Raw genomic sequence first — 15,208 nt, forward strand, 5'->3', positions numbered from 1 at the left:
CGCATATGTTCACACATGCATGTTCAAGCAGGCAAGCATCAGGGACCACAAGAACGCCGCCCCGACCAAGGTCGAGGCGGCGTTCTTCAGGCGCAGATCACTCGGCGCGGGGCGCCCGGATCAGGCGTGGCACAACGTCCGGCGCGCAACCACGAGCGCCAACAGGCTGAGCAGGCAGCCGATCGCCGCCGTCCAGGTGACGCCGCTGTCGAACGCGGCGGTCGCGGAGTCGAAGAGCCGCTGTCCGAGCTCGTGCGGCAACCCCTCGGCGACCTGGACCGCGCCACCCAGCGTTCCCTGGGCGTGCTCGGCCTGCTCGGCACTGACTCCGGCCGGCACCTCGACGCCCTGTCGGTAGGCGAGGTTCAGCAGGCTGCCCAGGACCGCGGTGCCCAGCACCGCGCCGACCTCGTAGGCGGTCTCGGAGACCGCGGAGGCGGCACCAGCCTTGGCCGGCGGCACAGCGGAGAGGGCGAGATCATTGGAGATCGTCTCGGCCATCCCGACGCCGGCGCAGAGCATGATGAAGCCGGTGAGCAGAGCGGTCTGTGAGCCGGTGTGCCCCAGCGCCGCCACCACGAGGTAGGCGACCGAGTTGAGCGCCAGACCGAGCATGATCACCCGCCGCGGACCGATCCGGCGGACCAACGGCACCGCCGCCAGCCCGAAGGTCACCGTGCAGACCAGGCCGGGGATCAGCAGGACCGCGGCGTCCATCGGGCCGTGGCCGGCCACGAGTTGCAGGTACTGGGTGAAGAAGTAGAGGAAGCCGACCAGCGCGAAGACACTGACCAGGTTGACCGCCAACGCACCGGAAAAGATCGGGTTCCGGAAGAGCCGGACGTCGAGCATCGGGTTCGACGAGCGCAACATCCGGCGCACGAAGCCGTATCCGGCAGCCAGACCGGCCGCGGCAGCGAGCATCGCCACCGTGAAGCCATCGCCCGAGGCAGCGGACTTGATCGCGAAGACGACGCCGACCAGGGCACCACTCACCAGAGCGATGCCGATCAGGTCGACCCGGCCCGGGTTCGGGTCGCGCGACTCGGGAAGCAGGATCGGTCCGATCAGCAACAAGGGGATCAGCACCGGGACGGCGAGCAGGAAGACCGAACCCCACCAGAAGTGCTCCAGCAACCAACCACCGACCAGCGGACCGAGCGCGGCGCCACCGGAGAAGCCGGAGGCCCAGATCGCGATCGCGATCCGGCGCTCACTGTCGTCGGTGAAGATGTTGCGGATCAGCGAGAGCGTGGCCGGCATCAGCATGGCGCCGAAGAAGCCGAGGAAGAACCGGGCGGCGATCAGGCTGCCGGCATTCGGCGCGAAAGCGGCCAGCGCGGAGACCGCGGCGAATCCCGTGGCACCGATCAACAGCAGGCGACGTCGTCCGATCCGGTCACCGAGGCTGCCCATCGGCACCAGGAGTCCGGCGAGCACGAGCGGGTAGATGTCGATCATCCAGAGCAGTTCGTTGCCGCTCGGCGCCAGGTCGCGGGTGATCGAGGGCACCGCGAAGCTGAGCACGGTGTTGTCGATCGAGACCAGAAGGACCGGGATCATCAGCGCCGCGAGCGCAGCCCAACGTCGTCGAGCCGAGAGCGGCGACGACGGATTGGTGACGGGTGACAGTACTGCGCTCATATCCATAACTGTACCGTCCAGACGGTACAGTTACCAACTCGGCGACGCGCTGGAACGCGCCCGGACGCGGTCGACGACGGATGGATAGGGTCGGGGCATGGCTCGACCTCCCCACGCCCGAGAGAAGGCGCTCGACGCATACGCCGAGATCCTGCGTACGGACGGCGAGCGCGCGGCCACGATCGACGCCGTCGCAGCCCGGGCCGGCGTCTCCAAGGGCGGAGTGCTGTACCACTTCCCGTCCAAGGAAGCCCTCGCCGAAGCCCTCCTCGAACGGTTCAACGTCGTCGCCGAGACCGAGCTCGAACAGATGCGCACCGACCCGGAGGGTCCGGCGCGCAACTACGTGCGGACCTCGTGGGAGACCAGCGAGGAGGAGGACCCGGTCTACCGTGCGGTGCTCAGGCTCGCCCAGAGCTCCTGGCAACCCGCGATCACCGCGATCGAGGGGATCCACAAGGCCTGGGGCGACCTGGTCCGCGACGAGGTCGGCGACGACGCGATCGCCGACGCGATCATGCTGATCGGCGAGGGGCTCTACTACCACTCAGCGATGCCGGGAGTCTGGACCGCCGGCACCTTCGACCACTCCATCGACGACCTGCTCGCGGTCGTCGACCGACTCAAGGCCAGCGCCCGATAACCTGTCTCAGGCGTCGCGCCCGTGCGGCGTCGCCCAACCGGACGGGTCGGGGCCGAGCGGAACGATCTGCGTCGGGTTGATGTCGCTGTGCACCACGTAGTAGTGCCGCTTGATCTGCTCGAAGTCGACGCTCTCGCCGAAGCCCGGCGTCTGGAACAGGTCGCGCGCGTAGCCCCAGAGCGCGGGCATCTCGATCAGTTTGTTCCGGTTGCACTTGAAGTGCCCGTGGTAGACGGCGTCGAAACGGACCAGCGTGGTGAAGAGCCGAACGTCGGCTTCGGTGATGGCGTCGCCCATCAGGTAGCGACGGCCGGTGAGCCGCTCCTCCAACCAGTCCAACGCGGCGAAGAGCCGCTCGTAGGCCGCGTCGTACGCCTCCTGTGAGCCGGCGAAGCCACATCGGTAGACGCCGTTGTTGACCTCGGTGAAGATCCGCTTCATCACCACCTCCATCTCCTCACGGACCTCGTCGGGCCACAGGTTCGGAGCATCGGCGCGGTGGAAGTCGCGCCACTCGAAGAAGAGGTCGTGGGTGATCTGCGGGAAGTCGTTGGTGACCACAGCCTTGGTCGGCACGTCGACGATCGCCGGCACGGTGATCCCGCGCGGGTAGTCGGGGAAGCGCGCGAAGTACGCCTCCTGCAGCCGCTCGTAGCCGAGCACCGGGTCGCGGCCGTCCGGGTCGAGGTCGAAGGTCCAACTGCGCTGGTCGTGCGTCGGGCCAGGGGTACCGAGGGAGATGACGTCCTCAAGCCCGAGCAGGCTCCGCACGATGATCGAGCGGTTGGCCCAGGGGCAGGCTCGCGCGGCGACCAGACGGTATCGGCCAGCCTCGACCGGCCAGGTCGGCGTCTCGATGGCGCCGCTGTCGGCGTCGGCGGTCACGTCATACGGATCGCGCGAACGCCCGGGCTCGGCGGTGATCCGGTCCGGGATGTAGCGCATGTCCCGGTCGTACTCCTTGCCCGCTTCGACGTACGACGCCTTCTGCTCATCCGCGCTCATACCGCCATGGTGCCAGGTCGCCGGCCGATCTAGTCAAACTCTCAACTTCCGTAACCGATAACAGGATCCTGGAACGGATCGGCGTCCGCGCCACACCATCGAAACGCTGACTGCTGTCAGCTCCGCAGCGATCGCACTCCGAACTCGTCCGCCACGCGCCGCGCCAGTTCGATCACCCGGTCGTTGCCGGCCTGCTCGCCGACGCTGACCCGGACACCCTCGCCGGCGAACGGACGTACCGAGATCCCGACCGCCGCGGCCGCCGCGACGAACCGGGCCGTCGCGTCGGCGTCGCCGGGGAAGGGGAACCAGCAGAAGTTGCCCTGCGCATCGGGGAGCTGCCACCCTGCTTCGCGGACTCCGGCAAGCACCCGGGACCGCTCACGCACCAACGCATCGACGCGGCCCATCAGCGCCTGCTCGGCCTTGAGCGAGGCCACCGCAGCAGCCTGCGCGACCGTGGAGACCCCGAACGGCGTCGCCACCGCGCGCAGCGGCAGCGCGATCTCCGGGGTGGTGATCGCGTAGCCGACCCGGAGGTTGGCCAGGCCGTACGCCTTGGAGAAGGTCCGCAACGAGACCACGTTGGGGAACTCGCGCTGGAGCGCCAGACCGTCGACGGCGTCCTGCATCCGGACGAACTCCACGTACGCCTCATCGACCAGCACCAGCACGTGGGGCGGGACCCGCTCGATGAGGGTGCGCAGCGCGGTCTGGGTGACCGCCGTCCCGGTCGGGTTGTTGGGCGTGCAGACGATCAGCACCCTGGTCCGCTCGGTGACGGCCTCAGCAAGCGCCTCGAGGTCATGTTCGCCCGCGGCGGTCAGGCCCACCGCGACCGACTTCGCCCCGGCTGCCGCGATCGCGATCGGATAGGCCTCGAACGAGCGCCACGCATGCACCACCTCATCACCCGGTCCGGCGAACGCCTGCACCAGGTGGAAGAGCAGCCCGACCGACCCGGTACCGAGCGCGAGCTGGTCGGTCGCGACACCGAGACGCGACGCCAACGCGCCGTACAAAGCGGTGTTCCCCATGTCGGGATAGCGGTTGAGCTGCTCGAGTGCACCCTGGGCCGCCTGGAGCACACCGGGCAGCGGCGGGTAGGGATTCTCGTTCGAACTCAGCTTGTAACTGGTGAAGCCCGGACGGGAGACAGGGGTGCGGCCGGGCACGTACGGCGGGATCTCCGCTACCGAAGCCCGAGGCATGGGTGTGGTGGCCATGCCCGCCAGCATCGAGCCTCGCGACAGCCACCGCAAGAGGCCCCAGGTCACGATCCAGGTCACGATTTCGCAGATTCTTCTACTCTGGTGCCGTGACTTTCCTGAGGTGGATGATTGCCAACGTCGCCGGCCTAGCGGTCGCGGCGTGGTTCTTCGACGGCATCTGGTTCGAAGGCGGTGACTGGCAGGAGAAGATTCTCCCTCTGGTGATCGTCGCAGCGATCCTCAGCGTGATCGACATCTTCGTCGCGCCGGTGGTCAAGATCCTCTCGATCCCGTTCATCATCGTCACCGTCGGCCTGTTCCTGTTGGTGATCAACGCGCTGATGCTGCTGTTGACCGACTGGATCGCCGGCGTCCTCGACGTGGGCTTCAGCGTCGACGGGTTCTGGACCGCGGTCGGCGGCTCCATCGTGATCAGCATCGTGGGTTGGTTCGTCAACATCGTGGTTGCGGAGGACTGATGCTGCCCGCCGCACACTCCGAGGGCCCGTACCGGATCGCGCTGGTCTGCCTGGGCAACATCTGTCGCTCCCCGATCGCGGACGTCGTCCTCAACGCGAAGCTGGCCGAGGCCGGACTCGGCGAACTGGTCGTGGCCGACAGTTACGGCACCGGCGACTGGCACGTCGGCGACCCGATGGACAAGCGCGCCGCCGCCGTACTCACCCAGCACAACTACGACGCCACCCGGCACCGCGCGCGCCAGTTCCCCACCGCGGGCACCGACCACGACCTGGTGCTGGCGATGGACGCCGACAACCTCAACGACCTCGGCGGCGAGACCGAACGGACCCGGCTCTTCCGGACCTTCGACCCGGAGCCCGGCGACGGGATGGTGCCCGACCCGTACTACGGCGGCGACGACGGCTTCGCCCTCGTCCTGCGGATGATCGAGCGGACCAGCGACGCCCTGGTCGAGCAGATCGCGGCGACCGTTGAGGGATCGCGCCTGCCATGACCCGGAACCCGACCATCGCACGGCGAGCAGAGGAACTGCTCGGCGCTGCGGTGGCCGCAACCTCACCGGTGGCCGGGGGCGACATCTGCACGGCGACCCGGGTCCGGCTGGCCGATGGCCGAGCCGTCTTCGTGAAGTCCCACGTCCGGCCGCCGCAACGGTTCTTCGCCAGCGAGGCCGACTCCCTCGTCTGGTTGGCGCAGGCCGCACCCGACCTGGTGCCGGAGCCGCTCGCCGTCGACGACGACTGCCTGATCCTGCCCTGGATCGAGACCAGCAAGCCGACGGTGGAGGCGGCCGCCTCCTTCGGACACGCACTGGCCCGGTTGCATGCGGCCGCCGTCTCCGGATTCGGGCGCGAGAGCGACGGTTTCATCGGACGCCTGCCGATGCGGAACACCCCAGCCCCCGACTGGGCGGAGTTCTTCGCCGAGCACCGGGTCCGGCCCTACCTGAAGCTGGCCCACGACCGGGGTCGGCTCAGCGCCGAGCAGAGCGCCGCCATCGAGTCGGTGCTCCCCCGGCTCGGCTCGCTGGTCCCGGTGGAGCCCGCGGCCCCTCTCCACGGCGACCTCTGGAACGGCAACGTGCTCTGGTCCGCAGACGGCGTCGTGCGGTTGATCGACCCGGCCGCGTACGGCGGTCACCGCGAGACGGACCTAGCGATGCTCGCGCTCTTCGGACTCCCGCATCTGCAGCGGGTCCTCGACAGCTACCACGAGCAGTACCCGCTCGCGGACGGTTGGGAGGACCGGATCGGCCTCCACCAGCTCTTCCCGCTACTCACCCATGCCGCCATGTTCGGCGGCGGCTACGGGGCCCGTGCCGCTACTGTCGCCGCCCGTTTCAGCTGACACGACGACGCCGACCATGGGCGAACGCGTTGTCAGCCCAGGTCGGCAGCTCGTCGACCAGCATCGTCCACGGGTCCTGGACGCCGTCAGGAAGCCAACCGTTCGGTCCGTCGTCGGTACCGGCCAGCACCATCGGGAACCCCTCGCGGGCGATCGCGGTGGCGAACTGCCCGAAGCCGAAGCCGGCGAACTCCTCCACGGTCGCACTCGCGCCATGCAGGACGACCAGCACCGGAAGGCCGGCGCCGGCTCCGTAGCCGTCCGGCACCGCCGTGAACAGCCGGACCTCATCGCCCATCGCCGCTGACTTCAGGGAGTCGACCCGGACCCGGCCGGCGGGCACGTCCGGCACGTAGGGATCAGGGTTCAGGCCGAACTGTTCCTTGAGTCGGTACTTGACGCTGCCCGGCGCCGCCGCCCATCCGCCGATGCCCACGGCGCCGGTCGCTGCGGCGGCGACCCCCGTGGTCAGGAAGGCACGCCGACTGATCGACACCATCGTTGACCGTCACCTCCTTGCCGACCGTGACCGTCACGGTGGCACCCCGGACGACAGCGACGGACCGACCCGGAGCGAACATACGCAACTTTGGGTACCCCCTTCTCCCGGGTTCTCGTACGACTCTGGCCCGCTTCTCAGGCACGGCTCAGGCAGGGCTGGCAGAGTGAGCATGTGAGCCCCACGAATTCCTCCCACGTGCTGGTGGTCGACGACGACCGCGCCGTCCGCGAGTCCCTTCGCCGTTCGCTGGAGTTCAACGGTTTCAAGGTCTCCATGGCGACCGACGGCGCAGAGGCGCTCGCCACCATCGGCGGTCTGCACCCGGACGTCGTGGTGATGGACGTGATGATGCCGCGCCTCGACGGGATCGAGGCCACCAAGGCACTGCGCTCCGCCGGCAACGACGTCCCGATCCTGGTGCTCACCGCGCGGGACGCCGTCGGCGACCGGGTCGCGGGCCTGGACGCCGGTGCCGACGACTACCTGACCAAGCCGTTCGCCCTTGAGGAGTTGCTGGCTCGGCTGCGCGCCCTGCTGCGCCGGGTGGTGCCGAGCGAGGACAGTGGCGAGGTGCTCACCTTCGCCGATCTGAGCCTCGACCTCGGCAGCCGCGAGGTGAAGCGTGGGGAACGGTCGATCGAGCTGACCCGGACCGAGTTCGCACTGTTGGAGATGTTCCTCCGGCGTCCGCGGCGGGTGCTGGAACGGTCGTTCATCCTGGAGGAGGTCTGGGGCTACGACTTCCCGACCACCGCCAACTCGCTGGAGGTCTACATCGGCTACCTGCGCCGCAAGACCGAGGCCGAGAACGAGCCACGGCTGCTGCACACCGTGCGGGGCGTGGGCTACGTCCTCAAGGAGTCCAGCTGATGGTCGACGCCCCCGCGGCGCACCAGCAGGAGGAGACCGACGACGGCTGGTGGCACTACCGCCGCAGCCTGGCCAGCCGGGTCACCCTGCTCACCACCTTCGCGGTCGGCCTGACCGTGGCGTTCGTGGCACTCGGTGCCTTCGTCACCGTCCGGATGCAGATGCAGAGCACGCTCGACGCGACGCTGCTCGATCGCGCCCAGAAGTCCGCCACCTCTTCCACCCTGCCGGAGCTGAGTGCGGGCCGGGAGTTGCCGTCCTGGGCGTTCGGCGCCGCCGACGTCCGGATCGTCTTCATCTCCTCGACCGGCGCGACCCTGACCATGGACGACGGCCCGGACCTGCCGCTGGGGAAGTACGAGCTCGAGGTCGCCCGCGGCGACCGGCACAGTGTGATCCGCACGATCGACGCCGAGGGCACCAGCTACCGCGTCGTGACAGTGCCGACGAAGGACACCGGGATCGCGCTCACCATCGCGCAGCCGCTGACCTCCCAGGAGCAGATCCTCGACCGGCTCGGCATCGTGATGCTCTCCTTCGGGCTCTCCGGCGTGATCATCGCCGGGCTCTCCGGGTGGGCGGTCGCCCGCAACGGCCTGCGCCCGGTTCGCCGACTCACCGCCAAGGCCGAGGAGATCGCACGGACCGACCAGCTGACCCCGATCACCGTCGAGGGCACCGACGAGATCGCCCGACTCTCCAGCGCCTTCAACTCGATGGTGGTCACCCTCGGAGCATCGCGAGATCGGCAACGGCAGCTGATCGCCGACGCCAGCCACGAGCTCCGCACCCCGCTCACCTCGCTGCGCACCAACCTCGACCTGCTGATCCAGGCCGACTCCTCGGGTGGGCTGCCCGACGAGCAACGGCGCGAACTGCTGGGCGACGTCCGCGGCCAGATCGACGAGATGACCAGCCTGATCGGCGACCTGGTCGAGTTGGCCCGTGACGAGCAGAGCCCGCATGTCGTCGAACCCGTCGACCTGGAGGCGATCATCGAGCGAGCGCTGACCCGGGTCCGCCGTCGCGCCGTCGACGTCGAGTTCGATGTGGCCACCAACGAGTGGTGGGTGACCGGCGAGGAGGCGTCGCTGGAGCGTGCGGTGACCAACCTGCTGGACAACGCGGTCAAGTGGAGCCCGCCCGGCGGCACCGTCACCGTCCGGTTGGTCGACGGCGTCCTCACCGTCTCCGACCAGGGCCCCGGGATCGCGGAGGCCGACCGGGCCAAGGTGTTCGAACGCTTCTACCGCTCCGACGAGTCCCGGTCGATGCCGGGCTCGGGGTTGGGGCTCTCCATCGTGCGTCAGACCGCGTTGCGCCACTCCGGCTGGGTGGACGCCACCCAGGCTCCCGGCGGCGGCGCCTGCCTGACGCTCTCCTTGCCGGGTGGCCCGACGCCGTCCAGCGACCCGGACGCCTGACTCCGGGCCGACGAGCCCGGAAGCCCCGGTCTACCCCAGGGCCCTGCGTAGCAGCGCGGCCTTCCACTGGGTCTCCGCGTACTCCTCCGCGGCGTCGGAACCGACGGTGATCCCGCCGCCGGTACCCAACTGCCAGCGCCGTCGTCCGAGCAGGTCGGTGCCGCCACTGATGCTGCGGATGATCACGCCGAGATCGGCGCGACCGTCGGAGGCGATCCAGCCGAAGGCGCCGGAGTAGGCGCCGCGGGCGCTGTTCTCCACCTCGGCGATGATCTCCATGGTCCGCAGCTTCGGGGCCCCGGTCATCGAGCCGGCCGGGAAGAGTGCGCGCAGGGCGGCGAGCGTCGAGAACTCGGCGCGGAGCTGGCCGCGGACGGTGGAGACCAACTGGTGCACCGAGCGGTAGCTCTCCACCTCCATCAACACCGGCACCTCGACCGATCCCGGCTCGCAGACCATCGCCAGGTCGTTGCGGAGCAGGTCGACGATCATCAGGTTCTCGGCGCGGTATTTGGCGTCCTGCGCGAGGCGTACACGGTGGGCCTCATCCTCCGCGGGAGTGTCGCCGCGCGGGGTCGTCCCCTTGATCGGCTTGGTCTCCACCCACCCGTCGGCGTCCACGGTAGCGAACCGCTCCGGCGACGAGCTCAACAGCCAACCTCCGTTGTGCTGCAGGAATCCTGCGTACGGAGCCGGGTTGAGCTGCCGCAACCGGAGATAGGTGTCGAGCGGTTCGAGCGCCTCGTCCACAGGCTCGCGGTGGGTCAGGTTCACCTCGTAGGAGTTGCCGGCGTGCAGGTGCTCCTGGACCCGGTCGAATCCAGCCTGGTAGTCGGCCGGGGTCGCCACCTCGGTCGGCTCGGCTACCGACGCCGGGGCCGCTGCCTCGCTGACCTCGTGCCGATAGAACTCGACGTGTCTGGTCCGCATCCAGACCGCGGTCGGCGCCGGGTCGCCAGGGTCGACCCGGGCTGGGAGATCCGGCCGGGAGGCGTAGCCGAAGTAGCCGACCCAGTGCACAGAGTCAGCGTCAGAACCCTGTGCAGCAAGGCGATCAAGCTCCAGGTAGCGATCGAGTACCTCGAAGATGTCGGTACCGACGACCTCAGAGGCATCGCCCCGGTGGGCCCGCACCGTGGCCGTCGCCGCGTCGTAGCTGAGGGAGAGGTCGTCGTCGTCGAGCCAGCCGATCAGGGATCGTCGACCGGACCAGCTCCGAGCGCCACCGCCGTCGAGCCAGAAGCAGCGTGCGTGCTCCGCGGCCACCTCGACGAAGCGCGCCGACGGGTCGGCCCCGGCGCCCATCACGGGCGCTCCACGAAGTTGCGGACCAGCGCCTCGCCCTGCGTGGAGAGGATCGACTCGGGGTGGAACTGCACGCCGTGTAAGGGGAGCGTGCGATGCCGGACCCCCATCACCACGTCGGGTTCGCCGCTCGCCCCCGCACACCAGGCGGTCACCTCCAGCGCCTCGGGGATCCGAGTGGCCGCCAGCGAGTGGTAGCGGACGGCGTCGAACGGCGTCGGCAGTCCGGCGAAGACCGAGTCCCCCCGGTGCCGGACCTGGGCCAGCTCACCGTGGGCCGGCGCGATCCGGGCGACCTCGCCGCCGAAGGTGGTGACCAGCCCCTGCATCCCGAGGCAGACCCCGAGCACCGGGACGGTGCCGGCCCGCAGCACCGCACCGCCGACCGCGAAGTCCCGAGGCACCGCAGGGTGTCCGGGACCGGGCGAGAGCACGATCCGGTCGAACTCGAGCAACGCGGCTGCCTCGACCTCGTCATGCTGCACCACATCGGGCAGCGAGCCGGTCACCGCGGCGATCAGGTGGACCAGGTTGTAGGTGTAGGAATCGTGGTGGTCGACCACCACTACCCGCGGGCTCCTCACGGGACCGCCATGACGCTACGGCGCGACCAGCAGGTCACGGACCAGGTCGTGGATCAGGTCGAAGCCGTTCTCGGTCAGCACCGACTCGGCGTGGAACTGGATCCCGCGGAACGTGGGCCCGGTGATCTGGTGCACGTCGCCGGTCACCGCATCGGTGGCCACGCTGACGCCGTCCGGGAGCGGGGTCTCGGCACCGACCCGGGCGACGAAGGTGTTGTAGAAGCCGACCCGCTCGATCCCGCCGGGCAGCTCGACCGGGGACTGGGTGCCCTGGAAGACGATGTCCTTGAACGCCAACGGCAGCCCGAGCCGCTCGCAGAGGGTCTGGTGGCCGAGGCAGACGGCGAGCATCGGCTGGCCCGCGAGCAGCAACTCGTCGACGGCGCCACGGATCCGCTGGATCTTCGGGTCGCTGCCGTCGCGCGGGTCGCCGGGGCCGGGCCCGACGATGACCAGGTCGTGTCCGTCGAGCGCGCCCGGCTTCCAATCCTCGTGCCGGACCGTCGACGAGGTCATGCCGAGCACCGCCAGGATGTGGCGGAGCATGTTCACGAAGTCGTCCTCGCCGTCGAGGATGACGGCGCTCTTGCCGCGCAGCGCGACGTCCGGGGTCTTCCCGGCCTGGTTGGTCAGCCAGAACTTGCTGAGCCGCTGGTTCCGTTCGTTGAGCGCGATCAGGACGTCCTCGTCGCTGGCCAGCGCACCCAGGCTGCCGGCCGGGGCTGCGGCGGGCGGCACCAGTCCGAAGGCCGACAGGATGCCACCGGCCTTGGCGTGGGTCTCACGGACCTCGTTGGCGGGCACCGAGTCACGGACCAGGGTGGCTCCGGCGACGACGCGCAGCGTGCCGTCGAGGCCGACGTCGGCCGAGCGGATCACGATCGGGCTGTCGAGCGTCGAGGAGCCGTCGGCGCCGCGGCCGATCAGCGCCAGCGCGGCACCGTAGTAGCCACGGCCCTCGGGCTCGTAGGCCTTGATCAGCTTGCAAGCGTTCTCGACCGGGGAGCCGGTGAGGGTGGCGGCGTACATGGTGTCGCGGAGCACCTCGCGGACGTCGCGCTTGGTCTTGCCTGCGAGCAGGTACTCGGTGTGCACGAGGTGGGTCATCGGCTTGAGGAACGGGCCGAGCACCTGGCCGCCCTCGCTGCAGATGTCGCACATCATCTTGAGCTCTTCGTCGACGACCATGAAGAGCTCGTAGATCTCCTTCTCGTCGGCGAGGAACTCCAGCAACTCGGCCTTGGTCTGCTCGATCGGCTGCGCCGTCTTCGGCAGGTGGTAGGTGCCTGAGATCGGGTTCATCCGGACGTTGCCGTCGACGACGCTGACGTGCCGCTCCGGGCTGGCGCCGACCAGGAAACGGTCGCCGGTGAAGAAGACGTAGGTCCAATAGGCTCCGCGCTCGCGCACCAGGAGGCGGCGCAGCACGGTCAACGCCTCGCGGGCACCGAACTCGGCGAGCTTGGCGCGGAAGTTGCGGGCCACCACCAGGTTGGCGCCTTCGCCGTGGCCGATCTCTGCGGAGATCACCTGCTCGACGAGCTTGCCGTACGCGTCGTCGTCGATCTCGAAGCCGCCCCGGTCGGCGAACTCGAGCTCGGCCTCGGGGAGCGCCTGGATCAACGCCTCGACGGCGACCTGGTGCTGTTCGGTGAGCTCGACGACGACCAGCGGGGTGCCGTCGTCGATCGCCTCGAAGCCACGCTCGGCGACCTGACGGAAGGGCACCGCGAGCAGCCGGTCCAGGGTCGCGCCGTCGGCGGGCACACCCTCGACGAGCGGGACGTCCAGCAGGCTCTCCACGACCGTCCGGGTGCCACCGACCAGGCTGGCGTGCGGCTGGTCTCCCTGCCGGATCACCGCCCAGGCCTCGCACCCCATGATCGCGTCGAGCGCGGAGGGGGCAGCGAGGTTCTCAGACATGGGGAAAACTCTAATCGTTCAGCCGCCGGCCGCAGGCCCCTGTCCACCCGGCGGCGACCGACCTCAGCTCTCCTTGAAGCCGTACCGCTGCCACCACCGCGCCATCGGTGCGGGGGCCCACCAGTTGTAGCGCCCGAGCAGCTTCATCGTGGCCGGCACCAGCAGCGCCCGGATGATGGTGGCGTCGATCAGCAGGGCCACCAACATGCCGACCCCGATCATCTTCATGAAGACGATCCCGCTGGTCCCGAAGGCTCCGATCACGATCGCCAGCAGGAGCGCGGCCGAGGTGATGATCCGACCGGTCTTCTGGACGCCGACCGCGACCGCGCGGTCGTTGTCGCCGCTGCGGTCCCACTCCTCACGGACCCGCGAGAGCAGGAAGACCTCGTAGTCCATCGAGAGCCCGAAGAGGATCGCCAGCATCAGGATCGGCTGGGTGGCGTCGAGGAAGCCGGAGCTGGTGAAACCGAGCAGGTTCTCCAGGTGCCCCTCGGCGAAGATCCAGGTGACGACGCCGAACGACGCGGTGATCGAGAGCGCATTCATCACGATCGCCTTGAACGGCAGCACCACCGACCCGAAGGCCAGGAAGAGCAGCACCAGCATCACGAAGACGACGACCAGACCCATCCAGGGCAGGTGCGAGCCGATCGAGTCGAGCAGGTCGACCGTGTCGGCACTCAATCCACCCACCAACGCCTGGGCGCCGTCCGGCGGGGCGATCTCACGCAGGTCATGGATCTTCTGCTGCGAGGCCTCGGTCTGCGAGTTCCCCTCCCAGGCGACCTGGAGCAGGCTCTCGGAGCCTTCACTCGCCAGCACCTGGACACCGAGGACGCCGTCGACCTGCGCCAGTTCGGCGCGGTACTGCTCGATGGCGTCGCCCTGGGCGCCCGACAGCGAGATATTCGCGGTGGAGCGCTCCGGCCCGAAGTCGTCGTTCAATCGCTGCGCGGCGATATGCGCGCCGGCACTGTCCGGGAGCACGCGGTAGTCGACGCTCCCCCACTTCACCCCGAGGAACGGCGCGCCGATGCCGAGCAGGATCACGGTGATCCCGACCGCGTAGAAGACCGGGCGCCGCATCACCGTGTGGGCCAGCCGCGCCCAGGCTCCGTGCTCTTCAGCGTGCGGGTCCTTGGCCCGACGGTTGAGCAGCGGCACCCGGCCGGCGTCGATCCGGCGTCCGAGCAGGCCCAGGACCGCGGGCAGCACGGTCAACGAGGCGATCATCGCCACGATCACCGCGGCCATGCCGCCATAGCCGATCGAGCGGAGGAAGCCCTGCGGGAAGACCAGCAGCGAGCTCATCGCCGCCGCCACGGTCAGACCGGAGAAGAGGACGGTCCGACCGGCTGTGGCCATCGTCCGGCGGAGCGCATCACTGACGGCATCCGGCTCGTCGCCGCGCGCGTTGAGCTCTTCGCGGAACCTGCTGACCACGAAGAGGGCGTAGTCGATCGCCAACCCCATCCCGAGCAGGGTGATGATGTTGATCGAGAAGATGGAGACCTCGGTGAAGACCGCGATCAGCCGCACCACGGCGAGGCCACCGATCACCGCGACGGCGCCGACCAGGACCGGCATGCTGGCCGCGACCAGGCTGCCGAAGATGACCAGGGAGAGCAGCAGCACCAGCGGCAGCGCGATCAGCTCGGCCCGCTTGAGGTCGGCACTGGTGTGTTCGTTGACGTCGTCGTAGACCGCCCAGGTACCGGCGATCTCGGTCTCCAGCCCTTCGGCCTCCAGCAGCGGCTTGACCTCTTTGAAGCTCTCCGAGTTCTCGTTCTGGGTATCGCCGGCCAGCGAGATGAAAGCGGTCACCGCATCGCCGTCACGGCTCAGCATGGACGGGTCCTGGGTGTCGTACCAGCTCCGCACGGTGACGCCGTCGGGGAGCCCGGCGAGGGTGCTGGTGACCGCCTCTTCGAACGCCGGGTCGTCGGCCGCCAAGGTGTCACTGGAGTAGATCGCCACGACGTCGACACCCTGGTTGCCGAAGACATCGCGCTGGAGCTCCAACTGCCGGGCGCTCTCGGAGTTCGGGTCGTCGAACCCGCCGTCGGCGAGGTTGCCGAAGACGCCGAACCCGTAGACCCCGGCCAGCACTGCCGTCAGCAGCGCGACCACCAGCACCGGCAACGAACGACGTGCGACGAACCTGCCCCAACGATCAACCATGACCTACCCCTGTGAAGGACCTTCATTAGAGTTAACGGCGTTAACCGTAAACGGTGTAAACTCCCCGGGTCAAGACCTTTCGG

14 protein-coding genes are annotated in these 15,208 nt (G+C 69.0%); 6 read left to right on the top strand and 8 right to left on the bottom strand.

The window, feature by feature from the left end:
• Positions 1-120: 120 nt before the first annotated feature.
• Complete coding sequence (locus tag ACLM5J_RS03500) at positions 121-1,644, bottom strand: MFS transporter (RefSeq protein ID WP_413654654.1); 1,524 nt, start codon at positions 1,642-1,644, stop codon at positions 121-123.
• A gap of 97 nt (positions 1,645-1,741) precedes the next feature.
• Here ACLM5J_RS03500 and ACLM5J_RS03505 point away from each other — a divergent pair, with 97 nt between their 5' ends.
• Positions 1,742-2,287: a TetR/AcrR family transcriptional regulator gene (locus tag ACLM5J_RS03505; RefSeq protein ID WP_413654656.1), complete on the top strand. Its 546-nt coding sequence runs from the start codon at positions 1,742-1,744 to the stop codon at positions 2,285-2,287.
• A gap of 6 nt (positions 2,288-2,293) precedes the next feature.
• Here the strand turns inward: ACLM5J_RS03505 and ACLM5J_RS03510 are convergent, their stop codons facing one another.
• Together ACLM5J_RS03510 and ACLM5J_RS03515 are read right to left on the bottom strand one after the other, a co-directional pair.
• Positions 2,294-3,292, bottom strand: coding sequence for a glutathione S-transferase family protein (locus tag ACLM5J_RS03510; protein ID WP_413654657.1), 999 nt, complete (start codon positions 3,290-3,292; stop codon positions 2,294-2,296).
• A 116-nt stretch (positions 3,293-3,408) separates the two neighbouring features.
• Positions 3,409-4,518 (bottom strand): histidinol-phosphate transaminase, encoded by a 1,110-nt coding sequence (locus tag ACLM5J_RS03515; protein ID WP_413654658.1) that lies wholly within the window; start codon positions 4,516-4,518, stop codon positions 3,409-3,411.
• A gap of 92 nt (positions 4,519-4,610) precedes the next feature.
• On the opposite strand from ACLM5J_RS03515, the gene ACLM5J_RS03520 reads away from it, so the two are divergent.
• From ACLM5J_RS03520 to ACLM5J_RS03530, 3 genes are read left to right on the top strand one after another with little or no spacing between them, the layout of a single operon-like run.
• A complete protein-coding gene (locus ACLM5J_RS03520; RefSeq protein ID WP_413654660.1) occupies positions 4,611-4,982 on the top strand; it encodes a phage holin family protein in 372 nt (123 codons plus the stop codon).
• Positions 4,982-5,479, top strand: a complete 498-nt coding sequence (locus ACLM5J_RS03525; protein WP_413654662.1) for a low molecular weight protein-tyrosine-phosphatase — start codon at positions 4,982-4,984, stop codon at positions 5,477-5,479. The genes ACLM5J_RS03520 and ACLM5J_RS03525 overlap by 1 nt, the downstream gene beginning before the upstream one ends.
• On the top strand, positions 5,476-6,333 hold the full coding sequence (locus ACLM5J_RS03530) for a fructosamine kinase family protein (RefSeq protein WP_413654664.1): 858 nt from the start codon (positions 5,476-5,478) through the stop codon (positions 6,331-6,333). Before ACLM5J_RS03525 ends, ACLM5J_RS03530 begins: the two co-directional genes overlap by 4 nt.
• Here ACLM5J_RS03530 and ACLM5J_RS03535 read toward each other — a convergent pair.
• Positions 6,326-6,832, bottom strand: coding sequence for a hypothetical protein (locus ACLM5J_RS03535; RefSeq protein ID WP_413654666.1), 507 nt, complete (start codon positions 6,830-6,832; stop codon positions 6,326-6,328). The two genes, ACLM5J_RS03530 and ACLM5J_RS03535, sit on opposite strands and share 8 nt — an antisense overlap.
• A 174-nt stretch (positions 6,833-7,006) precedes the next feature.
• Between ACLM5J_RS03535 and ACLM5J_RS03540 the strand changes: the two genes are divergently transcribed.
• Together ACLM5J_RS03540 and ACLM5J_RS03545 are read left to right on the top strand one after the other, a co-directional pair.
• Complete coding sequence (locus ACLM5J_RS03540; protein WP_413654668.1) at positions 7,007-7,705, top strand: response regulator transcription factor; 699 nt, start codon at positions 7,007-7,009, stop codon at positions 7,703-7,705.
• Entirely contained in the window at positions 7,705-9,129 is a 1,425-nt protein-coding gene (locus ACLM5J_RS03545) for an ATP-binding protein (protein ID WP_413654669.1), read from the top strand. The genes ACLM5J_RS03540 and ACLM5J_RS03545 overlap by 1 nt, the downstream gene beginning before the upstream one ends.
• Positions 9,130-9,159: 30 nt before the next feature.
• Here the strand turns inward: ACLM5J_RS03545 and ACLM5J_RS03550 are convergent, their stop codons facing one another.
• The 4 genes from ACLM5J_RS03550 to ACLM5J_RS03565 all read right to left on the bottom strand — a co-directional run bounded on the left by ACLM5J_RS03550 (position 9,160) and on the right by ACLM5J_RS03565 (position 15,125).
• Entirely contained in the window at positions 9,160-10,434 is a 1,275-nt protein-coding gene (locus ACLM5J_RS03550; RefSeq protein ID WP_413654670.1) for an anthranilate synthase component I family protein, read from the bottom strand.
• Positions 10,434-11,018, bottom strand: a complete 585-nt coding sequence (locus ACLM5J_RS03555; RefSeq protein ID WP_413654671.1) for an anthranilate synthase component II — start codon at positions 11,016-11,018, stop codon at positions 10,434-10,436. The genes ACLM5J_RS03550 and ACLM5J_RS03555 overlap by 1 nt, the downstream gene beginning before the upstream one ends.
• 15 nt (positions 11,019-11,033) lie before the next feature.
• Positions 11,034-12,941, bottom strand: a complete 1,908-nt coding sequence (locus ACLM5J_RS03560; RefSeq protein ID WP_413654672.1) for an anthranilate synthase family protein — start codon at positions 12,939-12,941, stop codon at positions 11,034-11,036.
• Between the two features lie 63 nt (positions 12,942-13,004).
• Positions 13,005-15,125, bottom strand: coding sequence for an MMPL family transporter (locus tag ACLM5J_RS03565; RefSeq protein WP_413654673.1), 2,121 nt, complete (start codon positions 15,123-15,125; stop codon positions 13,005-13,007).
• Between the last annotated feature and the right edge of the window lie 83 nt (positions 15,126-15,208).

The sequence above is a fragment of the Nocardioides sp. Bht2 genome (genome assembly GCF_047308515.1).
Lineage (GTDB): Bacteria > Actinomycetota > Actinomycetes > Propionibacteriales > Nocardioidaceae > Nocardioides.